The 20064-nt window shown below is 52.9% G+C and carries 19 protein-coding genes; 9 read left to right on the top strand and 10 right to left on the bottom strand.

All coding sequences use genetic code 11. The features are described from left to right. Nucleotides 1–11: 11 nt before the first annotated feature. The 5 genes from thiO (at nucleotide 12) to KB213_RS05975 (ending at nucleotide 5316) form a co-directional block, all read left to right on the top strand. Nucleotides 12–992 (top strand): glycine oxidase ThiO, encoded by a 981-nt coding sequence (thiO, locus tag KB213_RS05995; protein WP_211681246.1) that lies wholly within the window; start codon nucleotides 12–14, stop codon nucleotides 990–992. A gap of 25 nt (nucleotides 993–1017) precedes the next feature. After that, nucleotides 1018–1215: a sulfur carrier protein ThiS gene (gene thiS, locus KB213_RS05990; RefSeq protein ID WP_211681244.1), complete on the top strand. Its 198-nt coding sequence runs from the start codon at nucleotides 1018–1020 to the stop codon at nucleotides 1213–1215. Between the two features lie 3 nt (nucleotides 1216–1218). Further along, nucleotides 1219–1998 carry a thiazole synthase gene (locus tag KB213_RS05985; protein ID WP_211681242.1) on the top strand — a complete coding sequence of 260 codons (780 nt, stop codon included), beginning with the start codon at nucleotides 1219–1221 and terminating at the stop codon, nucleotides 1996–1998. After that, nucleotides 1995–2615: a thiamine phosphate synthase gene (locus KB213_RS05980; protein WP_211681240.1), complete on the top strand. Its 621-nt coding sequence runs from the start codon at nucleotides 1995–1997 to the stop codon at nucleotides 2613–2615. The genes KB213_RS05985 and KB213_RS05980 overlap by 4 nt, the downstream gene beginning before the upstream one ends. A gap of 130 nt (nucleotides 2616–2745) precedes the next feature. Next, nucleotides 2746–5316, top strand: a complete 2571-nt coding sequence (locus tag KB213_RS05975; RefSeq protein ID WP_211681238.1) for a cation:proton antiporter — start codon at nucleotides 2746–2748, stop codon at nucleotides 5314–5316. 40 nt (nucleotides 5317–5356) lie between these two features. Here the strand turns inward: KB213_RS05975 and KB213_RS05970 are convergent, their stop codons facing one another. The 9 genes from KB213_RS05970 to KB213_RS05930 all read right to left on the bottom strand — a co-directional run bounded on the left by KB213_RS05970 (nucleotide 5357) and on the right by KB213_RS05930 (nucleotide 15161). Further along, nucleotides 5357–6757 (bottom strand): peptide MFS transporter, encoded by a 1401-nt coding sequence (locus KB213_RS05970; protein ID WP_249110301.1) that lies wholly within the window; start codon nucleotides 6755–6757, stop codon nucleotides 5357–5359. 488 nt (nucleotides 6758–7245) lie between these two features. Then, nucleotides 7246–8076, bottom strand: coding sequence for an MBL fold metallo-hydrolase (locus KB213_RS05965; RefSeq protein ID WP_211681236.1), 831 nt, complete (start codon nucleotides 8074–8076; stop codon nucleotides 7246–7248). After that, a complete protein-coding gene (locus KB213_RS05960; RefSeq protein ID WP_211681234.1) occupies nucleotides 8073–8858 on the bottom strand; it encodes a TatD family hydrolase in 786 nt (261 codons plus the stop codon). The genes KB213_RS05965 and KB213_RS05960 overlap by 4 nt, the downstream gene beginning before the upstream one ends. After that, the gene (metG, locus tag KB213_RS05955) at nucleotides 8858–10402 is read right to left on the bottom strand and encodes a methionine--tRNA ligase (RefSeq protein WP_211681232.1); all 1545 of its coding nucleotides are present in this window, start codon (nucleotides 10400–10402) and stop codon (nucleotides 8858–8860) included. The genes KB213_RS05960 and metG overlap by 1 nt, the downstream gene beginning before the upstream one ends. A gap of 49 nt (nucleotides 10403–10451) precedes the next feature. Continuing rightward, the gene (locus KB213_RS05950) at nucleotides 10452–11393 is read right to left on the bottom strand and encodes a DNA polymerase III subunit delta' (protein ID WP_211681230.1); all 942 of its coding nucleotides are present in this window, start codon (nucleotides 11391–11393) and stop codon (nucleotides 10452–10454) included. Beyond that, nucleotides 11390–12043, bottom strand: coding sequence for a dTMP kinase (gene tmk / locus KB213_RS05945; RefSeq protein WP_211681228.1), 654 nt, complete (start codon nucleotides 12041–12043; stop codon nucleotides 11390–11392). Before tmk ends, KB213_RS05950 begins: the two co-directional genes overlap by 4 nt. Next, the gene (locus KB213_RS05940) at nucleotides 12027–13310 is read right to left on the bottom strand and encodes a D-alanyl-D-alanine carboxypeptidase family protein (protein WP_249110340.1); all 1284 of its coding nucleotides are present in this window, start codon (nucleotides 13308–13310) and stop codon (nucleotides 12027–12029) included. Before KB213_RS05940 ends, tmk begins: the two co-directional genes overlap by 17 nt. A gap of 20 nt (nucleotides 13311–13330) precedes the next feature. Next, a complete protein-coding gene (locus KB213_RS05935) occupies nucleotides 13331–14158 on the bottom strand; it encodes a septal ring lytic transglycosylase RlpA family protein (RefSeq protein WP_211681225.1) in 828 nt (275 codons plus the stop codon). A 25-nt stretch (nucleotides 14159–14183) separates the two neighbouring features. After that, nucleotides 14184–15161 carry a lytic murein transglycosylase gene (locus KB213_RS05930; protein ID WP_346266677.1) on the bottom strand — a complete coding sequence of 326 codons (978 nt, stop codon included), beginning with the start codon at nucleotides 15159–15161 and terminating at the stop codon, nucleotides 14184–14186. Between the two features lie 168 nt (nucleotides 15162–15329). Between KB213_RS05930 and KB213_RS05925 the strand changes: the two genes are divergently transcribed. Both KB213_RS05925 and KB213_RS05920 read left to right on the top strand, forming a co-directional pair. Beyond that, nucleotides 15330–15890, top strand: coding sequence for a DedA family protein (locus KB213_RS05925; protein ID WP_211681223.1), 561 nt, complete (start codon nucleotides 15330–15332; stop codon nucleotides 15888–15890). A gap of 3 nt (nucleotides 15891–15893) precedes the next feature. Continuing rightward, the gene (locus KB213_RS05920; protein WP_249110300.1) at nucleotides 15894–16964 is read left to right on the top strand and encodes an ATP-grasp domain-containing protein; all 1071 of its coding nucleotides are present in this window, start codon (nucleotides 15894–15896) and stop codon (nucleotides 16962–16964) included. 16 nt (nucleotides 16965–16980) lie between these two features. Here the strand turns inward: KB213_RS05920 and KB213_RS05915 are convergent, their stop codons facing one another. Then, nucleotides 16981–17445: an MlaD family protein gene (locus tag KB213_RS05915; protein WP_211681221.1), complete on the bottom strand. Its 465-nt coding sequence runs from the start codon at nucleotides 17443–17445 to the stop codon at nucleotides 16981–16983. A 183-nt stretch (nucleotides 17446–17628) separates the two neighbouring features. Here KB213_RS05915 and KB213_RS05910 point away from each other — a divergent pair, with 183 nt between their 5' ends. Then, nucleotides 17629–18471 (top strand): undecaprenyl-diphosphate phosphatase, encoded by an 843-nt coding sequence (locus KB213_RS05910; RefSeq protein ID WP_211681219.1) that lies wholly within the window; start codon nucleotides 17629–17631, stop codon nucleotides 18469–18471. Nucleotides 18472–18594: 123 nt separating this feature from the next. Beyond that, nucleotides 18595–20064 carry an APC family permease gene (locus KB213_RS05905; protein WP_211681217.1) on the top strand — a complete coding sequence of 490 codons (1470 nt, stop codon included), beginning with the start codon at nucleotides 18595–18597 and terminating at the stop codon, nucleotides 20062–20064.

Here is a 20064-nt window from a genome sequence, read left to right as displayed (position 1 = left end):
GAGTGCACCTTATGACAAAGCCCAGAATTCTCATTCGTGGTGCCGGTGTTGCCGGTCTCGTCACCGCTGTCTCTCTCGCAGATCGCGGTGCAGATATTACTCTTTACGATCGAGCAGGACGGATTGGGGCAGGGGCATCATGGCAGGCCGGCGGGATGCTCACCCCATGGTGCGAAGCAGAGGCCGCGCCAGAAGAAGTCACGCGTGATAGCGCCAACTCCATTGCTTGGTGGAGCGCCCATGTCCCCAGCACAACCCATAACGGAAGCCTCGTCGTCGCCCCCGCACGGGATACACCAGAACTCGCACGTTTTGGGCGCAGAACCAGCCATTTTGAAACCATCCAAGGCCCACGCATCGCCGCATTAGAGCCTGACCTGACAGGACGTTTCGAACGCGCTTTATACTTTCCCTCTGAAGCCCATGTGGATGCCCGCAAGGCACTAACCACATTAGCCGAGCGCCTCACCACACAAGGGCACACCCTCGTTCTCAACGGCCCAGAGCCGGACAATACACATTTCGACTGGATCATTGATTGCACCGGTATTGATGCTCAGGACTATGATCCAGATCTGAAAGCGCGCCTACGCTGCGTCCGTGGTGAAATGCTGCTACTACGATGCCTCGACGTAACGCTACACCGCCCAGTCCGCATGCTGCACCCACGTATCCCCATCTATATTGTACCGCGTGAAGACAAAGTCTTTATGGTTGGAGCAACCATGATTGAAAGCGATGATAACCGAGGCATGACCGTCCGTTCGATCACGGACCTCCTCAATGCCGCTTATACTTTGCACCCCGCTTTTGCAGATGCAGAAATCCTTGAAGCCAATGCAGGCCGTCGCCCCGCTTTTGACGATAACGTCCCTCGTATCCGTCATAATGGACGCCATATTGCTCTAAACGGCATGTATCGCCATGGCTTTCTTTTATCCCCCCATCGGGCGCAACAAATCTGTGATATTGTCTTCGATACTGCCGCATAATACGGCCTGAGGAGAGTTTTTCATTATGCGTATCTTGGTCAATGATGAGCAGCGTGAGGTTACAAACACCACTCTCGCGACCATCCTGAACGAACTTGGCTATGGCGGCGCACGTATTGCCACCGCACTGAACGGCACCTTCATACCCGCCAGCCAACGTGATACCGTGACCATTACGGAAGGGGCCTCCCTCGAGGTTCTCGCGCCAATGCAGGGAGGCTGAGACATGGAATTTTACGGAACACAACTCTCCTCACGCCTCATGCTAGGCACAGCGCAGTATGACAGCCCCGCATTGCTGGCACAGTCTGTCGAAGCCTCAAAAGCCTCCGTCGTCACTGTATCTTTGCGCCGCGAAGCCGCTGGTGCCCAAGCGGGACAGGCCTTCTGGTCTCTCGTAAAGAGCCTCGGTGTCCATATCCTTCCGAATACAGCAGGCTGCCACGGTGTCCGTGAAGCGGTCACAACAGCACATATGGCACGTGAGATTTTTGGAACCGACTGGGTAAAACTCGAAGTCATCGGGCAGGGGGATTTACTCCAGCCTGATGTTTTTGGTCTTGTCGAAGCCACACGCATCCTTACAGAAGATGGCTTCAAAGTCTTTCCCTACACCACAGAAGACCTCGTCACAGCCGAACGCCTGTTGAAGGCAGGTGCCGAAGTACTCATGCCATGGGGTGCCCCCATCGGTTCGGGACGCGGCCTCAATAACATTTTCGGCCTTAGAGCCTTACGAGCACATTTCCCCACTATTCCCATGGTCATTGATGCAGGGATTGGCCGTCCTTCACATGCTACTATGGCGTTTGAACTCGGTTTTGATGCTGTTCTCATCAATACAGCCGTCGCAAAAGCGGGAGACCCCGTACGCATGGGCGAGGCTTTCCGCCTTGCTTGTGATGCTGGTTTAGCAGGCTATGCTGCACAACCAATTGAAGAACGCGATATGGCCGTTCCATCCACCCCAACACTTGGTCTTGCCCGGGGGCTTGCTGTCGAATGAATACCTCTTCTACCTTACCATCACGCATTTACCCTATTGTCGACCATCCACGTTGGGTTGAACGGCTAGGAGGTGCTGGCGCACGGTTTATCCAATTACGGCTGAAAGATCTTTCAGCTGAAGACCTTCGCGCACAAGCCGAAGAAGGCCTGACCCTTGCGGCCCGCCATAACGTCACACTCGTGTTAAACGACTACTGGGAACTCGCCCTCGAACTCGGTTACCCATGGGTCCATCTCGGCCAAGAAGACCTTGATACCGCTGATCTTGACGCTATTCGCGCTGCCAATATCGCTTTTGGCCTCTCGACCCATTCTTATCCCGAATTAGAACGTGCCTTAGCTTGCAAGCCTGATTACGTTGCACTGGGCCCAATCTGGGAAACGAAACTGAAAAAAATGGCCTTTGGCCCACAAGGCGTCGCCAAATTAACTGAATGGCGTAAGCTCTGTGACAAAACTCCATTGGTGGCCATTGGCGGTATTACACTGGAACGCATGCCACAGTGCTTACAAGCCGGTGCCCATAGCGTTTCAGCTGTCAGTAATTTTATCCGCCATGATGAACCCGAAACCCAGGTTCAGCGTTGGTTAAAGGTAGCAGATGAAGCACTTTAAACACACATACACATTCTAACACAGTCTTGCCCCGGAATTGACGTGATCTCCTGCAAACAAGACTTCCCCGCCATACCGGGGCCCAGTAGGGTGTAAGGCATATTCACACAGAGGCGGAGAGAATAACATTATGATGGTGACCGGGCTCGCAGCCATTCTTCTCGCGCTCGCGTTCCTGCTCACGATTGTCAGCCTCATTCAACCTTTGGCGAAAAAACTCGTCATTTCTGAGGCTGTTCTCCTCGCGCTGGCTGGGATTATCTTAGGTGGCGCGGCTTCTCTCATCATTCGCTCATCGGCAACCGATTTGCTGGATGGTGCAGCCGAAGCCCTCATCTATTTTCCCATCAATAGTGAAGCCTTTCTGCTGATTTTCTTACCCATTCTCGTCTTTCACGGCGCGATGGGCATTGATGTCCGGCGTCTTGCACAAGAAACAGCTACCGTCCTGCTTCTGGCCGTCGTAGCTGTCATTGTCTCCACAGCAACAATCGGCCTCGCGCTTTACCCATTCGCGGGGCAAAGTTTAGTTGTTTGCTTACTCCTCGGCTCCATCGTCGCGACGACAGACCCTTCTGCCGTGGCTGGCATCTTCCGCGAAATCGGCGCAGCATCTCGCCTCACACGTTTGGTCGAGGGAGAAGCCCTCCTGAATGATGCTGCCGCTATCGCCATTTTTACCATTCTTCTTACAGCAGAAACGGCACATCATCATATCCAACTGGGCGATGCCGCTCTTGAGTTCTTAACCGCTTTTGGTGGTGCCATTATTGTCGGCATTTGCCTTGCCCGCCTGACCCTTTTGCTCATTGCAGGCCTCGGCGGCTCCGCTGCGGCTGAAATCACCCTGACTCTGGCCTTACCTTATACAGTCTATATTCTGTGTGATGAGCTCCTCGGTTTTTCCGGCGTTGTCGCAACAGCGGCAGCAGGCTTGACCATTTCCGCTTACGGCCCGTCAACATTCCGCCCACAAGTATGGCGCTCACTGAATGAAATGTGGGAGCAACTGGTCTACTGGGCTGGCTCCCTCGTGTTTTTACTCGCAGCCATGCTGGTGCCACGCCTCATGATCGGCATGACGCGCTGGGATTGCGTCTTAATCCTCATCGCCTCTGTTGCCGGACTGCTCGCGCGTGGTGCGGTCGTCTTCGGTATGCTTCCACTCTTGGCAATCACCAAACTTTCCCCAGCCGTACCAACCCCCTTTAAACTCACCATGGTCTGGGGGGGACTACGTGGCGCAATTACCCTCGCTTTGGCACTGGCTGTTACCGAAAACCAAAGCGTTTCTAGCCCTGTCGCTCACTTCATCGGGATCATCGCGACCGGCTTTGTCCTCATCACACTGCTGGTCAACGGAACAACTCTGCGTTCTTTAGTCCTCTTCTTAAAGCTCGATCAGCTTTCACCCGTTGACCAAGCCATCCGACAACAAATTCTCGCCATCGGCCTTGGGACCGTCGCGCAACGCACACGCCAAATATCTGACGAATTAGGCTTTAGCGAAAAAACCCGTAATGGCGTTATCAGCCGTATCGAAAAACGTGCTGAACGGGAGAGGGCAGCCAATAATTTCGAAACGGTTCTGGGAGACCGCGCGCGTGTTAACATCGCGCTCATCACCCTTGCCAACCAAGAGCGCTCCTTACTGTTAGACCTCTTTCGTATTCAGGGTCTCTCACGCCGCGTGATGGAAACACTACTCCGCACGGCGGAATCTATGGCTGATGGCGCACATTTAGAAGGGCGCTATGGCTATGTCCGTGCACTGAAAAAACGCCTCAAACCCACATTGCGCTTTCGCATCGCACAAGCACTGCATAGCCATTTACATATTGATCAACCGCTCATCGCCTGCATGATGGAGCGCTTTGAGATGCTCATTATTGCACATCTCGTCTCGCTTTCCTTACAACGCTTCGTGCGCCAACGCTTAGAACCTACCTTAGGGCCACGTATCACCGAAATCGTCTCGGAAGTCTTGGGGCGCCAGCGTAAACTCCTCGATGATGCACTCGAAACCCTGAGACTGCATTATTCAGGCTATTCAGAAGCACTCGAAAGCCGCATTTTGCGGCAGATTGCACTACGCCTTGAAGATGAAGAATACGGTGCACTCGCATCGGATAATCTTATTTCAGAAGAAGTTCACCGAGAACTCCACCGCGATATCGAAACACGCCGCGAACGCCTCAATACGCCTCTACGCTTTAACCTAAAGAGCGGGATTGAACAGCGCCTTCGAGCCTTTGCCGCCTTTAACGGCGTGCCTGATGCTGTCTTACACAAGCTCTCCAGACGCGTCTCTCTCCAATTTGTTTCCCCCGGAGAGGTTCTCTTTCGCCGCGGCCAGCACCCAAAAGTAGTTTACGCGCAAGTGGCGGGTTTGGCAGAAGCGCATTTGGGGGAACAAGATATTCTCTTCGGCAGCGGCGACCTTATCGGCGCAACCTCTGTTCTGGAAGACAGCCGTATTCCCGGCACTGTACGCTCCCTACAGTTTGGGCATCTGTTAGCGATCCCACGCCCCATTTTTGAAAAAATAGTCCGTCACTATCCTATCGTACGCCGTACCGTTCTAATGCGGAGCAGTATGCGTTCTGACGGCACGTTGGAAGCATATGTCGTGCATAGAGAAGAGGGAAGCCGACTAGCACCGACCCAAGATCTTAAGCACCTAATTCACCCCAAACCATAATAAAAAACCCCGCTCGATGAGGAGCGGGGTTTTCACTAGCTTAAGCGTCTTTTCCTGTCGGATCAAAGACATCCTTAAAGAAAATCGCACATAGAAGCAGCACAGCTCCCCCGGCAAATGCCGCCCCCGTGTGTAACCACCAGAACGTTAAATCTGGAATACGGTCAATCAACGTGGAAAGCTTACCAACAATCAAATTCGCCACAGCAAGATGAAGCACAAAAGCGGCGACCAAAATAGTGTTCAAGCTCGCTGGCGCAACGCGTGAGAACATCGCCATCCCAATCGCGTAATTCATGCCAAAGCCAATATCATTAAACGTATGGAACGCAATTCCCCAAAGCGGACTCATCGCATGCATACCCGGTGAAAAAACTTCCCCCACGATAAGACATAAAGGACCAAACCCTGCGATAATTGTACCAATCGCCACCTTGGTAATCTCAGCCGGATCTTTCCAAAAACGTGCATACCAACGCCAGAAAGCCAGCACCCATATGGCCGTTAACGTGCTAATCACGGCATCTAAAGAAATAAGACTACTGACCGGAAAATCCCAACCAAACAGCTTGAGTTGATAATGCTCCTGCGCCCAGAGCATGTACCCATCAAAAATTTCCTGGTTGGGCAGGGCGGCCAAAGCTAAAACTGGCAGAATCAAAACTAACCCAATCGCCGAACGGCGCTCTTGTCGGGTCAAAGCTACGCGTATTGTTTTACGCTCTTTGAGCGGCGCTTCAGTCGGTAGCCACTTCAGGCCAGCCAGATAAATCACCATGCCTACCAACATTCCCAAACCTGCGGCTAAGAAACCCCAGTGCCAAGCACGTGCGGCCAAAGCCCCGCAGATAAGAGGGGAGACAATAGGGGCCGTCTGAAAGAGAAGTTGAAAATACTGATACGCTTCTGAACGCCGAGGGTCCTCAACCGCATACAGCCCACCAATTTGCGCTTTCATACCACCGGCAGCACCGAATCCCGCAATCAAGCAAATCAGTGCAAACACAAAGCTCCACTCAAAGGACATGAGTAAATGCCCGCAGGTGAGCAAAACCACACCCAGAATAATCGTCCGCGTTCGTCCCAATAGCCGATCCGCAACAATGCCACCTAACAAAGGAACAGCGAAAATCAGCGTTAGGAAAAGGCCCGTAATACCCGCAGCCATCGCTTTCGTGCCAATTGGTGCGTAAATAGCTTTCACGCAGGCCGCCAAAGCACCAAAACCAACCACATGCTCAATGTGACCGGGCTGCAACAATGCGTTGGTCAAATACAACACAAAGATGGACTGCAACCCATACTGCGAAAACGCAACGCAGACTTCTGTAGCAATCAAAAACCACAAACCCAATGGATGGCCAAACAATTGCGGGCCAGTCGTCATCATAGGTGCAGCGCGGCGTTCTGCCGTCACACCTTCAATTGGTAATTCGCTCAAGGGAGTTCCTCGGTCCAGCAGGGATAAAACATGCAGAGCATGTCCGTAGGTGGAACCTGCAGAGAGGTAAAGAGGGAGGGGAGATGAATGGCAAAATGCCACACGCACCAATTAGGACAAAATGCCACAAGTCACTTTTACGAGAGTGGCAAAATGCCATAAATTATCCAATGGCATTTTGCCATTGATAGCGTTGTGGCATTTTGTCCTAAAGTACGAATTCGCCCCACAAAGAACCTATGGCAAATTGCCATTAATCAGACATTCCCATCAAACCAAGCCAATAAACAGCTCAGTTTTGAAGCCATACGATCAAAACGAATATCCGTTGCAGCTATAACCAGCGTATGCACGGACAGAGATAATGGAATACACCGAGGAAAGGGTATATTTTTCAGATCGAGGTTTGTCGCATAATATATATTATGCCAACTTGAATATGAGAAATCAGCCATTTTCTCACAAAAACACACCAATTCCTTAGCCATTTAGAGTGTAATCACCATACCATCATAAGCAGGCTCAACACCCTGCGGGAGATCACGACACAACGTCTCGTAATCCATCTCCGGGCCCATATGTGTCAAAATTGTACGCCGCGCACCAATACGCTCACGCCATTCCAAAACACGCTCTAACCAACCATGGGCCGGATGCTCTTTGTACTGAAAACAATCGACAAGCCAGGTATCAACCCCTTCCAGCGCAATCAGTGCATCTTCTGAAAGGGTTTCGACATCTGTACAATAAGCGAAGTCCCCTAAACGCATACCAACAGTCGTGATCTTACCATGACGTTGCTCAAACAATTTCGCCTGAAGCCCCGGCAGAAAGAGCGTATCCCCCGCATGCACCAAATGCTCATCAAAAACCGGCCGGAAGTATCCGGGCCCAGTCCATGGCGTGAATGCATATTCAAAGCGCTGCTTGAGTTCATCCAGCACATCTTGCCGCGCATAAAGCGGCAAAGCGGCCTTCAAAACACGGTTGATAGAACGCAACTCATCCAAGCCACTCGTATGATCGCTATGAGGATGCGTAAACAACACAGCATCAATACGACTCAACCCATGATCCAGCATCTGACTTCTAAAGTCCGGCCCTGAATCCACCAAGAGACGAAAGCCCCCCTCACCGGCACCATCCATCGTGTCTGGATAATACGGCTCATCCCCTTCAATAACGATAGAAGACCGTGTTCTACGATTGCGTGGGTTTTGAGGATCACAGCGCCCCCATAACCCTGTCAAGGAGCCCTCCACACCACCAAGCATGGGAACACCTGCTGAGCCACCACAACCGAGAACCGTAATCTTCACGGGGCTATCCTCCGGAATAAACGACGTGCATTTGCCGTTGTTAGTGCTGTGATCTCATCCAACGACACCCCACGCTCACGCGCAAGGCATTCGGCTGTATATTTCACATAACCCGGCGTATTGGGCTTCCCACGCTTCGGCACAGGCGCCAAAAAAGGACTATCCGTTTCCACCAAGAGCCGATCTTCTGGCACTTCACGCGCTGCTTCACGAATTTCAACGCATTTAGGAAACGTCAGCAAGCCGGAGAAGCTGACATATCCTCCCAAGGCCACAGCTGCCCGCGCCAATTTCGGCCCTGAGGCAAAACAATGGATGAGAAACGGAAACGCTCCCTTCCCGCTTTCGTCTTCCAAAATCGCAATCGTGTCATCATCTGCTTGACGCGTATGGATCACAAGCGGCAGCCCTGTTTCTCGTGCTGCCGCAATATGCGTCCGAAAAGAGGCCGCTTGCGCAGGCCGCACAGCCTCTTCACCATGGAAATAATCGAGACCAGATTCCCCAATCGCAACTACACCGGGCTCATTCGTCCGCGCCACGATGTCGGCAACCGTGACTTCCGGCTCTTCCAGGACGTGGTCCGGATGCGTACCAATCGCACACCATACCCGCAGATCAGGCCGATCATACGCAACCAGACCAATTTGCTTTGACGCCTCCGAAAAACGTGTCCCAATCGTAATCATACCCGAGAGACCATGCTCTCGGGCTAGATTCAACGCTCCATCCACATCCGTAAGACGGTCCAAATGGCAATGTGTGTCGATCAAACCCGTCATCAGGAATCCTTGCCTTCAGCCTCAACAAAACGCGGGAACAACCCTTGTGGTTTTGGCAACTCACGGCCCGCCGGCAAAGCAGTCGCCAGCGCTTCAATTGTACGCTCCCCTTCCGTCACACCAAGCTGCGTCAACATACGGTCCATCGTCGTTGGCATATAAGGCTGCAACAGTGTTGCAATGGTCCGGATCACGTCCACCAACACGCGCAGCACATCTGCCATACGGTCCGTATCCGTCTTTTTCAGCGCCCATGGTGCCTGACGGTCAATATAAGAGTTCGCGGCACGGATGAGCTTCCAAATTTCTTCCAGAGCTTCATTCAGTGCCAGACGCTCTATTTGCTCCGAAACCACTTCTGGCAGCGCAGAAGCCACCGCTAAAATAGCGTCATCATCTTCCGTGCGCGCTCCTTGTTGTGGCAAAATGCCACCCAAATTACGTGCAACTTGGCTCAATGTGCGCTGACAAAGATTTCCTAAATCATTTGCCAATTCGACATTGGTCCGCGTGATCATCGAACGGCGGCTAAAATTAGAATCACCACCAAACGGTACTTCACGCATCAGGAAGAAGCGCAACGCATCCAACCCAAACTCATCAGCCAGCGCCTTCGGGTCCAGAGCATTGCCCAAAGACTTGCTCATCTTTTCGCCTTCAACGGTCCACCAGCCATGGGCAAACACGCGCTTTGGCAAGGGCAAACCAGCAGCCATCAAGAAAGCAGGCCAGTACACACAATGGAAACGTGCAATTTCTTTCCCAACAATGTGCAGATCCGCAGGCCAATACCCTGCCCGGTCTGCATCGGCATCAGGGAAGCCCGTTGCTGTCAGATAGTTCGCCAATGCGTCGAACCATACATACATCACATGCTTCGGATCACCCGGAACAGGTACGCCCCAGTCAAAGCTGGTCCGTGATACCGACAGATCACGCAGACCTTGCTTTACAAAACTAACAATCTCACGCTTCGGCCCATGTGGACCAATAAAGTCAGGCTGTTCTTCATACAATTTCAGCAAACGGTCTTCAAAGTCAGACAGGCAGAAGAAGTAAGAAGGCTCCTTGACGCGCTCAACAGGTGCACCAGACGGTGCCACCATCGTGCCATCCGGCTTTTTAACCAGTTCGTCTTCCACGATGAAGGCTTCATCACGGGTAGAATACCAGCCCTCATACGCGCCCAGATAAATATGACCATTCGCGGCTACCCGCTCCCACAGGGCCGTCGCAGCGCGTTTATGCGCGTCTGACGTTGTCCGAATGAAAAGATCGCTTGAAACCGCCATATCATCTTGCATCTGGCGAAACGATGCAGACACACCATCAGCATAAGACTGGGCATCCATGCCCTGCGCCTCTGCTGTTTGCGCTACTTTCTGGCCGTGCTCATCCGTGCCGCTCACGAATAAAACATCATGCCCCTTCAAGCGGTGAAAGCGCGCCAAAACATCCGCAGCAATTGAGGTATAGGCATGCCCAATATGCGGCGCGCCATTAACGTAAAAAATTGGTGTCGTAACCGTGAAGCGCCGCGTCATATTCATTCGTCTTGCCATTATCTTTCTGTCTACACGCGCGAAACCAACCCTAGTTTCCCGCGAGGATCTGAACCACTTGGCGGATCGCCTGCACCTTATCAAGGTTCATCTGTTCCGTCTCTCGTCTCAACGCCTCACATTCCGTAAAATGCCGCGCCAATACTTCAGCCTGAAACACCTCGCCTTGACGTGCCGCATGGCGCGCCTGATCTGCTAATCCCTCGCCTAGCAAATCACACAACAATGCGAAACCGTCAGCATCACGAACAGCTCGCTCAATTTGTGTTAAGAGATCTGTATTAAGACTTTGACCTTGCAGTATTTTTTTTGACAAATCTGCAATTGCGCCATCTTTATCCGTTGCCAGAAAAAGAGCACGCCCCGGCGCTCCCTGAGCCCGCGCCATCTGCTCCGCCGTTAAATCCGGCAGAACACGTCGCATATCAACATCCCCCAAAGGGGCCAAAGCCAGAAGGCGACAGCGGCTTCGAATTGTCGGCAATAATGCCCCAGGCGCCGCACTGGTTAAGAACAAAACCGTATTCTGAGGTGGTTCTTCCAAAATTTTCAGCAACGCATTCGCTGCAAAACGATTTAGAAATTCAGCGCCATCCACAATAACAACACGCCAGCCACCTTCCGTTGCCGTGTGGTGCAAAAAATCCTGCACTGGCCGAACATCTGCTGCTGTAATCTCTGACCGTAACCGCCCGCGCTTCTCATCCTTAGCCCGCGCAATCACCAAAAGATCGCCATGTGTTCCCGCGGAAATGCGCCGTCCAGCAGGGCTATCGAGGTTTTCCCCCTTCAGCAAAATACGCGCCAAATGAAACGCTAAAGTCGCTTTCCCAATCCCTGTGGGACCATGTAGCAACCATGCATGGTGTAAGCGCCCTGCCTTCAGAGCCTCCTGAAACGCGGCACACGCAACATCATGCCCATAAACACACGAGACATGACGTGGATCCAAAAGCGCAGCGTCTCCAGTCATGAACGCTGCGACAACGCACTCAACACGGCAGACACCAGCCGTTGCGTCACACAATCTGGCGCAGCTTCAGCGTCAATCCTCCGCACACGCTCAGGCTCCGCCTGCGCAACATACGCAAAACCCTCACTCACACGCTCATGAAACGCATCGTGCTGGTCCTCATAACGATCCCCCGTTCCACCACGAGCCTGCAAACGCGAACGCGCTACATCCCGCGGCAAATCCAGCAGCAGCGTTACGTCTGGATCACATGCGACAAAACGTCGTGCCTCTTGAATAAAAGCCAATCGCTCAGGCGCCGCCTCACCCACACCGTACCCTTGATACGCCAAGGTCGAATCATGGAAACGATCACAAATCACAATCGCACCACGCTCCAGAGCAGGTTTAATTGCGGTATCCAAATGATCACACCGCGCCGCCAGAAGTGTCAAAATCTCTGCACGCCATGACAAAGAGGCTTCACCATGCAGCAATACATTACGCAGCGCTTCAGCTCCCGGCGTGCCGCCCGGCTCACGCGTCAGAAGCGTTTCATAACCATGCTCTTGCAACGCAGCAGAGAGCCGACGCGCCTGCGTCGACTTCCCTGCCCCTTCACCACCTTCTAACGTAACAAATAATCCAGACATCTTAATTGGCTGGCCCATGACCTAACCGCGCCATAGCACGACCAACAATGCCCAGTTTTGCTACAGTTTCTCCGGCTTCCAATGGCAGACGCGTATCCGGCATACCCGGCGCAGAGAAGACTAGTGCCCCATAGCTCTGCCCTTGCACCACAGGCGCCATGATCGGAGACGCATAATCAACGCTCACTTGAGAGCGTTGCTGCCAGCCCAAAGGCAATGTCATTGTAATATCTGACGGTGCAACAAGAGAAACGGTGCGATGTTCGCCCATCCAGACAGGCGCCTGATCAACCAATTGCCCACGGCGGAACAACGTTACATTCTCAAAATTGGCAAAAGCCCACGCAAACAAACGCTCCCCCTCATGCGCACGCTCATTGCTCGAAGACGTACCATTAATCACCATAATGATACGATTTCCATTACGATCCGCACTAGCGCAAAGACCAAAACCACCAGCATCCGTATGGCCCGTCTTCAAACCATCGGCGAGGCCCTTAGCCACCAAAACGTTACGGTTTCCTTGACGAATTTTATTAAACGTAAACTCTGGCTCACCGAAGAAATGATAATATTGCGGATAATCACGCACCAAATGACCCGCAACCATCGCCACATCATGCGCGGACATATAATGCCCTTCACTCGGTAGCCCCGTCACATTCATAAAATGAGAATTCGTCAATCCAATCTTAGACGCTTCTTCATTCATCAATGCGACAAAGCGCTCTTCCGAACCAGCCACGCCTTCTGCCAAAACGATACACGCATCATTACCAGACTGAATGACCATACCTTGGATCAGGTCTTCAACACTCACCGTCTGCCCCAATGGCACAAACATTTTAGAGCCTTGCGTGCGCCAAGCCTTCTCACTCACAGGCAATTGCTGATCCAACCGCAGACGCCCAGATGCAAGCATCCCGAATACGATATACGCCGTCATCATCTTCGTCAGCGATGAAGGCGGCATACGCTCATTTGACGCCTTATCCATCAGCACAGCGCCAGTCGTATAATCAAAAATATACGCCCAACGTGCTAAGGTATCGACAGGCCCTAACGGCGTATTGGCCGGAGATGCCATAGACACACCATCTGGGCCGCTTTCATCCTGAGGCTCAGCAGCATGCCTTGGTACTGCTGCATGGCGATGTGGCCGTGCCAGAGCCACCATAGGTGCCGTCAAAGACGTGCAGGCAGCAAAACCGGCAACGCCGGCAATTAAGGAACGTCTTGTCTGCACGTTATGTCCACCCTGTCTCATCATCTGCCGGATATCCATTTGGTTCTTTACCCGGTGTTTCATTCTATAACGATCCGTGCGCCCTCTACCCCGCAAGAGAGGCTTTGGTCCAGTGCCTTATCCGCAGATTGCGGCGTAATATACGGCCCTGAACGCACATTCCACACCAAACCATCACGCGCTGCCACATGCAGCACACGCCCTCCGCAACGCTGCACAACCATGCGCGCTGCATTCTGGCTTTGGAAGCGTCCCAACTCGACAAAAATATCTGTTGGCCCCAGCGTAGATTGCGCCCATTGCTGCGGCAGGTCTTCCGTCGCCGTTGGCACCGTTGAATCTTTGCTTTCCAGCGCGGAGCCATAAATATGACTATCGCTTTTTCCATCCAAAGATTCTGCTCGCACACCAGCAAGAGGCGCTGCCTGCACATCCAAAGTCGGCCCACCCAACGCAGCATCTAGAACCCGCGTTGTGGTTTCATCCTCGGTGACAGCAACGGGTGTATCGCCCTGCATATCTAATAAAGAGGCCACACGTGGCGTCAGACTAATCAAACGCCCAACACGCGCTGGCCCCCGGTCATTAATACGCACACGAACGGTACGTCCATTCAACATATTACGTACGGTCACGATCACTGGGAGTTGTACATCCTGCATCGCCCCCATCATACCGTCGGAACGCCAGATTTCACCATCTGCCGTCAAACCCGTTATAGGCGCCGAACCCTCAATCGTCGCCAGACCTGTCGTCTGTACGTCATAACGCTCTGAGGGATAAAACCAATGCCCCCCAGCCTGCCACGGCGCACTCATCACATAATGCGGATGCGCAATCAGCGTTTTCTCGGGAGCAGCCACACGATGACAGCCCGCCACTGTCATGCAGAAAACAACCCCACACCAAGCTTTAAGACGCAATGCCAGACCCTAACAAACCAACAGCTAACGCATAAAAATCAGAGGGATTATACCGGCGGATCACGTTGAAATTATGGTAAACCATAAAAGCCTGCGTCCCTAGACCATCAGGCTGTAGCAACGCGCCTCGCACATCCACACGCGAGAATGGGTCACCATCTTTGCGGCGTACCCCCCGCATCATCCACTCTCCTAGGCTACGCGTATTTTGTCGCCCCATATCCGCTGCCGGAATCGTTTCCACTAGGGTAACTTCTTGCCCCCATGGCTCATCCGGCACCCAGCCACAGCGCCCCATATAATTAGCAATTGATGCAAAAACATCTGGCTCAGACGTCCATATATTACGTCGCCCGTCTCCATCACCATCGGCCGCATAACGCAAATACGCACTTGGCATGAACTGCGCCTGCCCCATAGCGCCCGCATACCCACCAAGCATTGCTTCCGGCGCAATATCACCCGCATTCAAAATCTGTAGGGCTTTGAGCAACTCTCCACGGAAGAAAGCTGACCGCCGCCCATCAAACGCCAGCGTTGCCAACGCATCAATCACCGAGAATGTCCCCGTATGTGCGCCGAACCCCGATTCGATGCCCCATATCCCCATTACAACCCGATCATCACACCCAAACCGAGCACTAATGGGAGACAGAGTTTCACCAACCTGCCCGTATAAATCACGCCCTTTGTCAAAGCGCGTTACAGGCAAAACACGGTCACGATACTGCGCCCATGTCAGGGTAAACTCAGGCTGATGATGGTCGAGCTTTAAGACTTTAGGATTCGGTTGCTGCGTCTGCGCCAAAGCACGGCTCACAATCGAGGGCGATAATCCCATCGCTAGCGCTTCTGCCCGGACCCCAGACAAAAAAGCCCCATAATCCGCTCCCTGCGCTGAGCGGACCAACCCAACAGCCCCCAATGCCGCAGCACCAGACATAATCACAGAACGTCTCTTCAGCACGAAAATCATAACTCCAGCAGGGCGGGATGACAAAGTAATGCTAGCAACCTCAACTATATCGTACCAGCCTTCTTAAAGCTGCATCTTAAAAAGGACATTTGCGGTCAGAGCCGGACCATGCGACACCGGAGCCGCATGACCTTCCCTTCCTTCATACCAACCTAACAAATGAGCGATTTTGTCACGCTCCTAGCAACCCAATCTCAATGGGTAAAAGCGGCGTCCATTATCGGCGCAACCTTTGTGCTGGAAGATGCCGCAACCGTCATGACAGCCCTCGCAACGCGGCTAGGCGCCGTAAATACACATCTTGCCCTTATCGCCCTCTGGATCGGCGTATCCGTCGGTGATTTAGGGCTTTACGGCCTTGGCGCCGCAGGTGCGCGCTGGCCATGGTTACGGCGCTTTTTACGCCTTTCTCCCCACACACAAAGCTGGTTCGCCCGCAATACTATCCGGGCCGTCGCCCTTTCTCGCTTTATACCCGGAGCACGCCTGCCGCTTTATACCGCCTGTGGCTACTTCGGTGCCCCATTCATCCCCTTTGCCATCACCGTGATCGGCGCAACCATGGTTTGGACAACGCTTTTGTTCGAAGCGTCACGCTCCATCGGGACATGGCTGCTCAGCTTCCAGTCCCAATGGCGATGGGTTGGGTTAATTGGGCTTGTTCTCACCATTGCCTTCATGGGCCGCCTCATTGCCCGATTACAAAGAACCGAGCCTTAAAAAATGTCTATTTTGAAACGCCCTACAACACAAAAAATGTTATCGCGCATCGGTCTCTCTACCAATGTCGTCCTCTATACACCTATTGTCTTTTACTGGATCCTCATGGGGCTGCGCTACCGTCACCTCGGCATTGCAACCGCGGCCAACCCACGCATCGAAACTGGCGGCCTCTGCGGTGAAAGTAAATCGGCCATTCTTAACATGGCTGGCCCACATGCCTCTCGTGCCATTGCGCCTTACGCCGTCTTTCCGTCTGGCCCGCACGCATATCGCCACGCAACACAACTCATCGCCAAACTAGGTCTGTCATTTCCTGTCGTGATCAAGCCAGATATTGGCTGTAATGGCACAGGGGTGAAATGTGCCTCATCTGCTGACGAACTACGGACAATTCTGCCCCTTTACCCCGATCATATTGACCTTATGGTCCAAGAATTAATTGCAGACCCTATTGAAGTTGGCGTGTTCTATATTCGCCCGCCTGATGCCCCTAAAGGGCACATCTCATCGCTCACTTACAAAACCTCTCCCGCACTAACAGGAGACGGACACTCTAGCATCGCTGAATTACTGCACAAAAATACGGCGCTCAACGATACCGCGCACATCTACCTCAAGCGATTAGGCAAAAATGCAAATAGAATTTTAGAAAAAGACGAACACTTCACGCTCGTTTTCGCAGGCAATCATTGCAAAGGCTCTGTGTTCCATAATGGCCACAAAGACATCACCCCAGAACTAACCAATGCACTCGACACCTTGCTGCAAGATGTGCCTGATTTCCATTTCGGCCGTATTGACGCCAAAGTGCCCTCTATTGAGGCACTAAAAAGAGGCGAAAACCTCCGCATTATTGAAATCAATGGCTTAGGCGCAGAAGCGATCCATATATGGGACCCAACGACCAGCCTACGCGAAGCTTATGCCGCCCAAATTGCACATTATGGTGCAGCATTTCGCATCGGCGCACATAACCGCAAACGTGGATGGAAGCCATCCAGCCCCTTTGCCATGCTACGCGCATGGCTACGCCAACGCCGCCTTTTAGCCTCTTATCCCATCAATGATTAACAGCATCAGACGGTCATTATTGACCAAGACCACCGCCGCCAAAAATATAATTACTGACTTGCTGCTCTAACGAAAGTTGGTCCTGCGTATCCTGAATAAGCCCGCCTGCTTCCAATGTTTTCGCACCATGACCGGGCTTCAACTGTAATGCATTATCTGACGTCATAGACGGAGCACCAATACCCGCTGCCGTATCCCGAGGCAAAGACAACGCCGCATCCACCGTAAACGTCACATCTGCCATTTGGCTCACAGGGTCCAATCGAATCGCCTGAACACGTCCCACCGCAACCCCAGCCAGATCAACATCTGCACCGACATGCAGCCCATTGGCTGAATTAAAATGAGCATGCAAAACGTTGCCATGGTCAACAGGGCCACGATACAGCGCAGCACTATAAAATAAGAAGCCACCTGCCGCCGCAATGACAACGCTACTTGCCAGAACCGCACTCCCGCGTTTTTGCGTCTTTCCTGCCATGGCCTCGTTGCTCCCAAATCTTGCTCGAACGTCACGTACCACCATCACGGTAAGAACGTTCCGTACACTCATAAACGTGCTAAAGGTTGCGCGCCTCGTCCCCATAAGGCAAACAGCGGCTCTTCATCTGCTATCAAGCACAGAGCCGCCAGAAACGGTAGCCTTCCTGCATCAGGAATCTCTATGACCCTGCTTCAAGCAATTATCCTTGCGGCCATACAAGGTATTACTGAGCCCTTTCCGATCAGCAGCCTCGGGCATGCCGTCTTACTTCCGGCTATTCTTCACTGGCCGCTGGATGAACACGCTCCGTTTTTCCTGCCCTTCCTCACCATGCTGCACCTCGGCACCCTATTGGGATTAGCCAGCGTATTCTGGCAGGATTGGAAGCATCTTCTCCGCGGTGCCGTCGGACGGCTCGGCGCTCAGCAGCAAGAAGATTCCATTCGAATCTTAGTCTTTCTGGTCATTGCCACCATTCCCGCTATCCTCATTGGTGCTGGGTTTGAGCATCGCCTGCGTGCCATTTTTGGCGCCCCACTCGCTGCTGCTGGTTTTCTAGTGGTCAATGGTCTCCTGCTCATTGGAACAGACCTGCTCAACCGAGCAAAGAAAAACGCACCACCACGCAATCTGGCCGACCTCAACGTCAAAGACGCCATCACCATCGGTTTAACGCAGTGCCTTGCCTTTTTCCCCGGCATTTCCCGTTCTGGCGCAACCATGGCTGGCGGCTTATCTCGCGGCCTTAACCATGGATCTGCTGCGCGCTTCTCTCTCCTTATGGCCCAGCCTGTTGTTCTTGCAGCCACTGTCCATCAAGCATGGCAATCACGGCATATCGCACTGAGCCATGACCTCATCCAACAATGCATTATCGGCGCTATCGTCGCAGCCATCACTGCATGGATCTGCTCACGTGCTATGCTACGCCTGTTCCATAACCATGACCGCTGGTCCCTTACACCATTCGGATTTTATTGCATCGCTTTCGGCGTTCTCGCTGTTATTCTGATCGCTCTTTAAACCCTTCCCAGGAGGCGCCTTTCTCGGCACATTGAACACATCATGTCAGAACCGATACATTCCAGCTTAAAATCCAACGGTGTGGCTCCTTCCACAGCCAGACGCAAAACCCTCGAGCAGATCATGCGTGAAAACAACACGCATGGCCTGAAACGCAGCCTCACCGCTACACAACTTGTCATGCTCGGAATCGGTTCCGTCATTGGTGCCGGGATCTACGTCACCATAGGAACGGCCTCTGCAGAATTTGCTGGCCCATCCGTCATGGTGTCATTCGTCATTGCCGCCCTTGCATGCCTCTTTACCGCTTTGGCCTATGGCGAACTCGCCTCAACATTGCCCGTCTCCGGCTCAGCATATTCCTACGCTTATATCACCATGGGCGAAAAAGCAGCGTGGGTCGTCGGATGGCTCTTACTACTAGAATATGGCATTTCCTGTACGGCTGTTGCCGCGGGTCTGTCTGGATATATGACATCCTTACTCGACCTCACCGGCCTGCATATTCCCGCCTATCTCAGCCACGCAACATTGCAACCAGTACCGGGCTCTGACGGCACATTAATCGCGGCTGGCTGGCAGGCGGACCTCATCGGGTTTGTCGCGGTTATCCTGATCAGCCTCCTACTCGCACGCGGCGTTGAAGAATCCTCGCGGGTCAATACGCTGATCGTCGCACTCAAAGTCGGCGTTTTGCTTGTTTTTGTCCTACTGGGCATACGATGGATCAACCCCGCTAATCTGCACCCCTTCTTCCCAGCCTATGCAGGCGGGTTTCATTTTGGTGTGCCCGGCATCTTCCGCGCGTCTTCCGTCATTTTCTTCGCTTATGTCGGATTTGAAGCCGTCTCCACAGCCTCTGCCGAAGCAAAAAACCCAACGCGAGACGTCCCCATCGGCATTATCGGCAGCCTGCTGATTTGTACCGTCATTTACGTTGTGGTCGCCTTCGTCTTGATCGGCGTTGTTCCATACCAACAACTTGATGTGGCAGACCCCTTGGCCATTGCCGTACGAGCCATGCACACACCATGGCTTTCTTTCTTTATTAATATCGGCGCTACAGTTGGCCTCTGTTCCGTTCTTATGGGTATGCTTTATGCGCAATCACGCATCCTGCTCACCATGGGACGTGATGGCCTGATTCCCAAAATCTTTAGCCGTGTTAGCCCGCGCTATCGCACCCCAGCCTACGGCTCCATCATTCTTGGTGTCATCGTCGCTATTATGACAGCAACAATGCCGATTGATATCATTAGCGACCTTGTCTCCATAGGAACCGCAGCCGCCTTCGGCATTGTGTGCTTCACCGTCATTTGGCAACGCAACACACGCCCAGACATCGAACGCCCTTTCAGCGTCCCCCTCGGCGGGATCACCATTAAAGGCCTTTGGATCGGGACTGTACCATCCCTCGGCATCCTCTTTAGCCTCATCATGACCGGCCCGCTCGTTGCAGACCTCCTCCGCGCTACTCTGCACGGCAACCCTGTCCCGCTCGGCTTATTAGGTGGATATGTACTGCTCGGCGCTCTCACATACCGTCACTACGGACGCCACAACTCCACCATGCGTGACATCCCGCATCAATAA

Origin of the sequence: Neokomagataea anthophila, assembly GCF_018122595.1 — a bacterium.
Taxonomy (GTDB): Bacteria; Pseudomonadota; Alphaproteobacteria; order Acetobacterales; family Acetobacteraceae; genus Gluconobacter; species Gluconobacter anthophilus.
The sequence above is the reverse complement of the archived record's forward strand: the minus strand, read 5'-3'. Positions and strand labels throughout refer to the sequence as shown.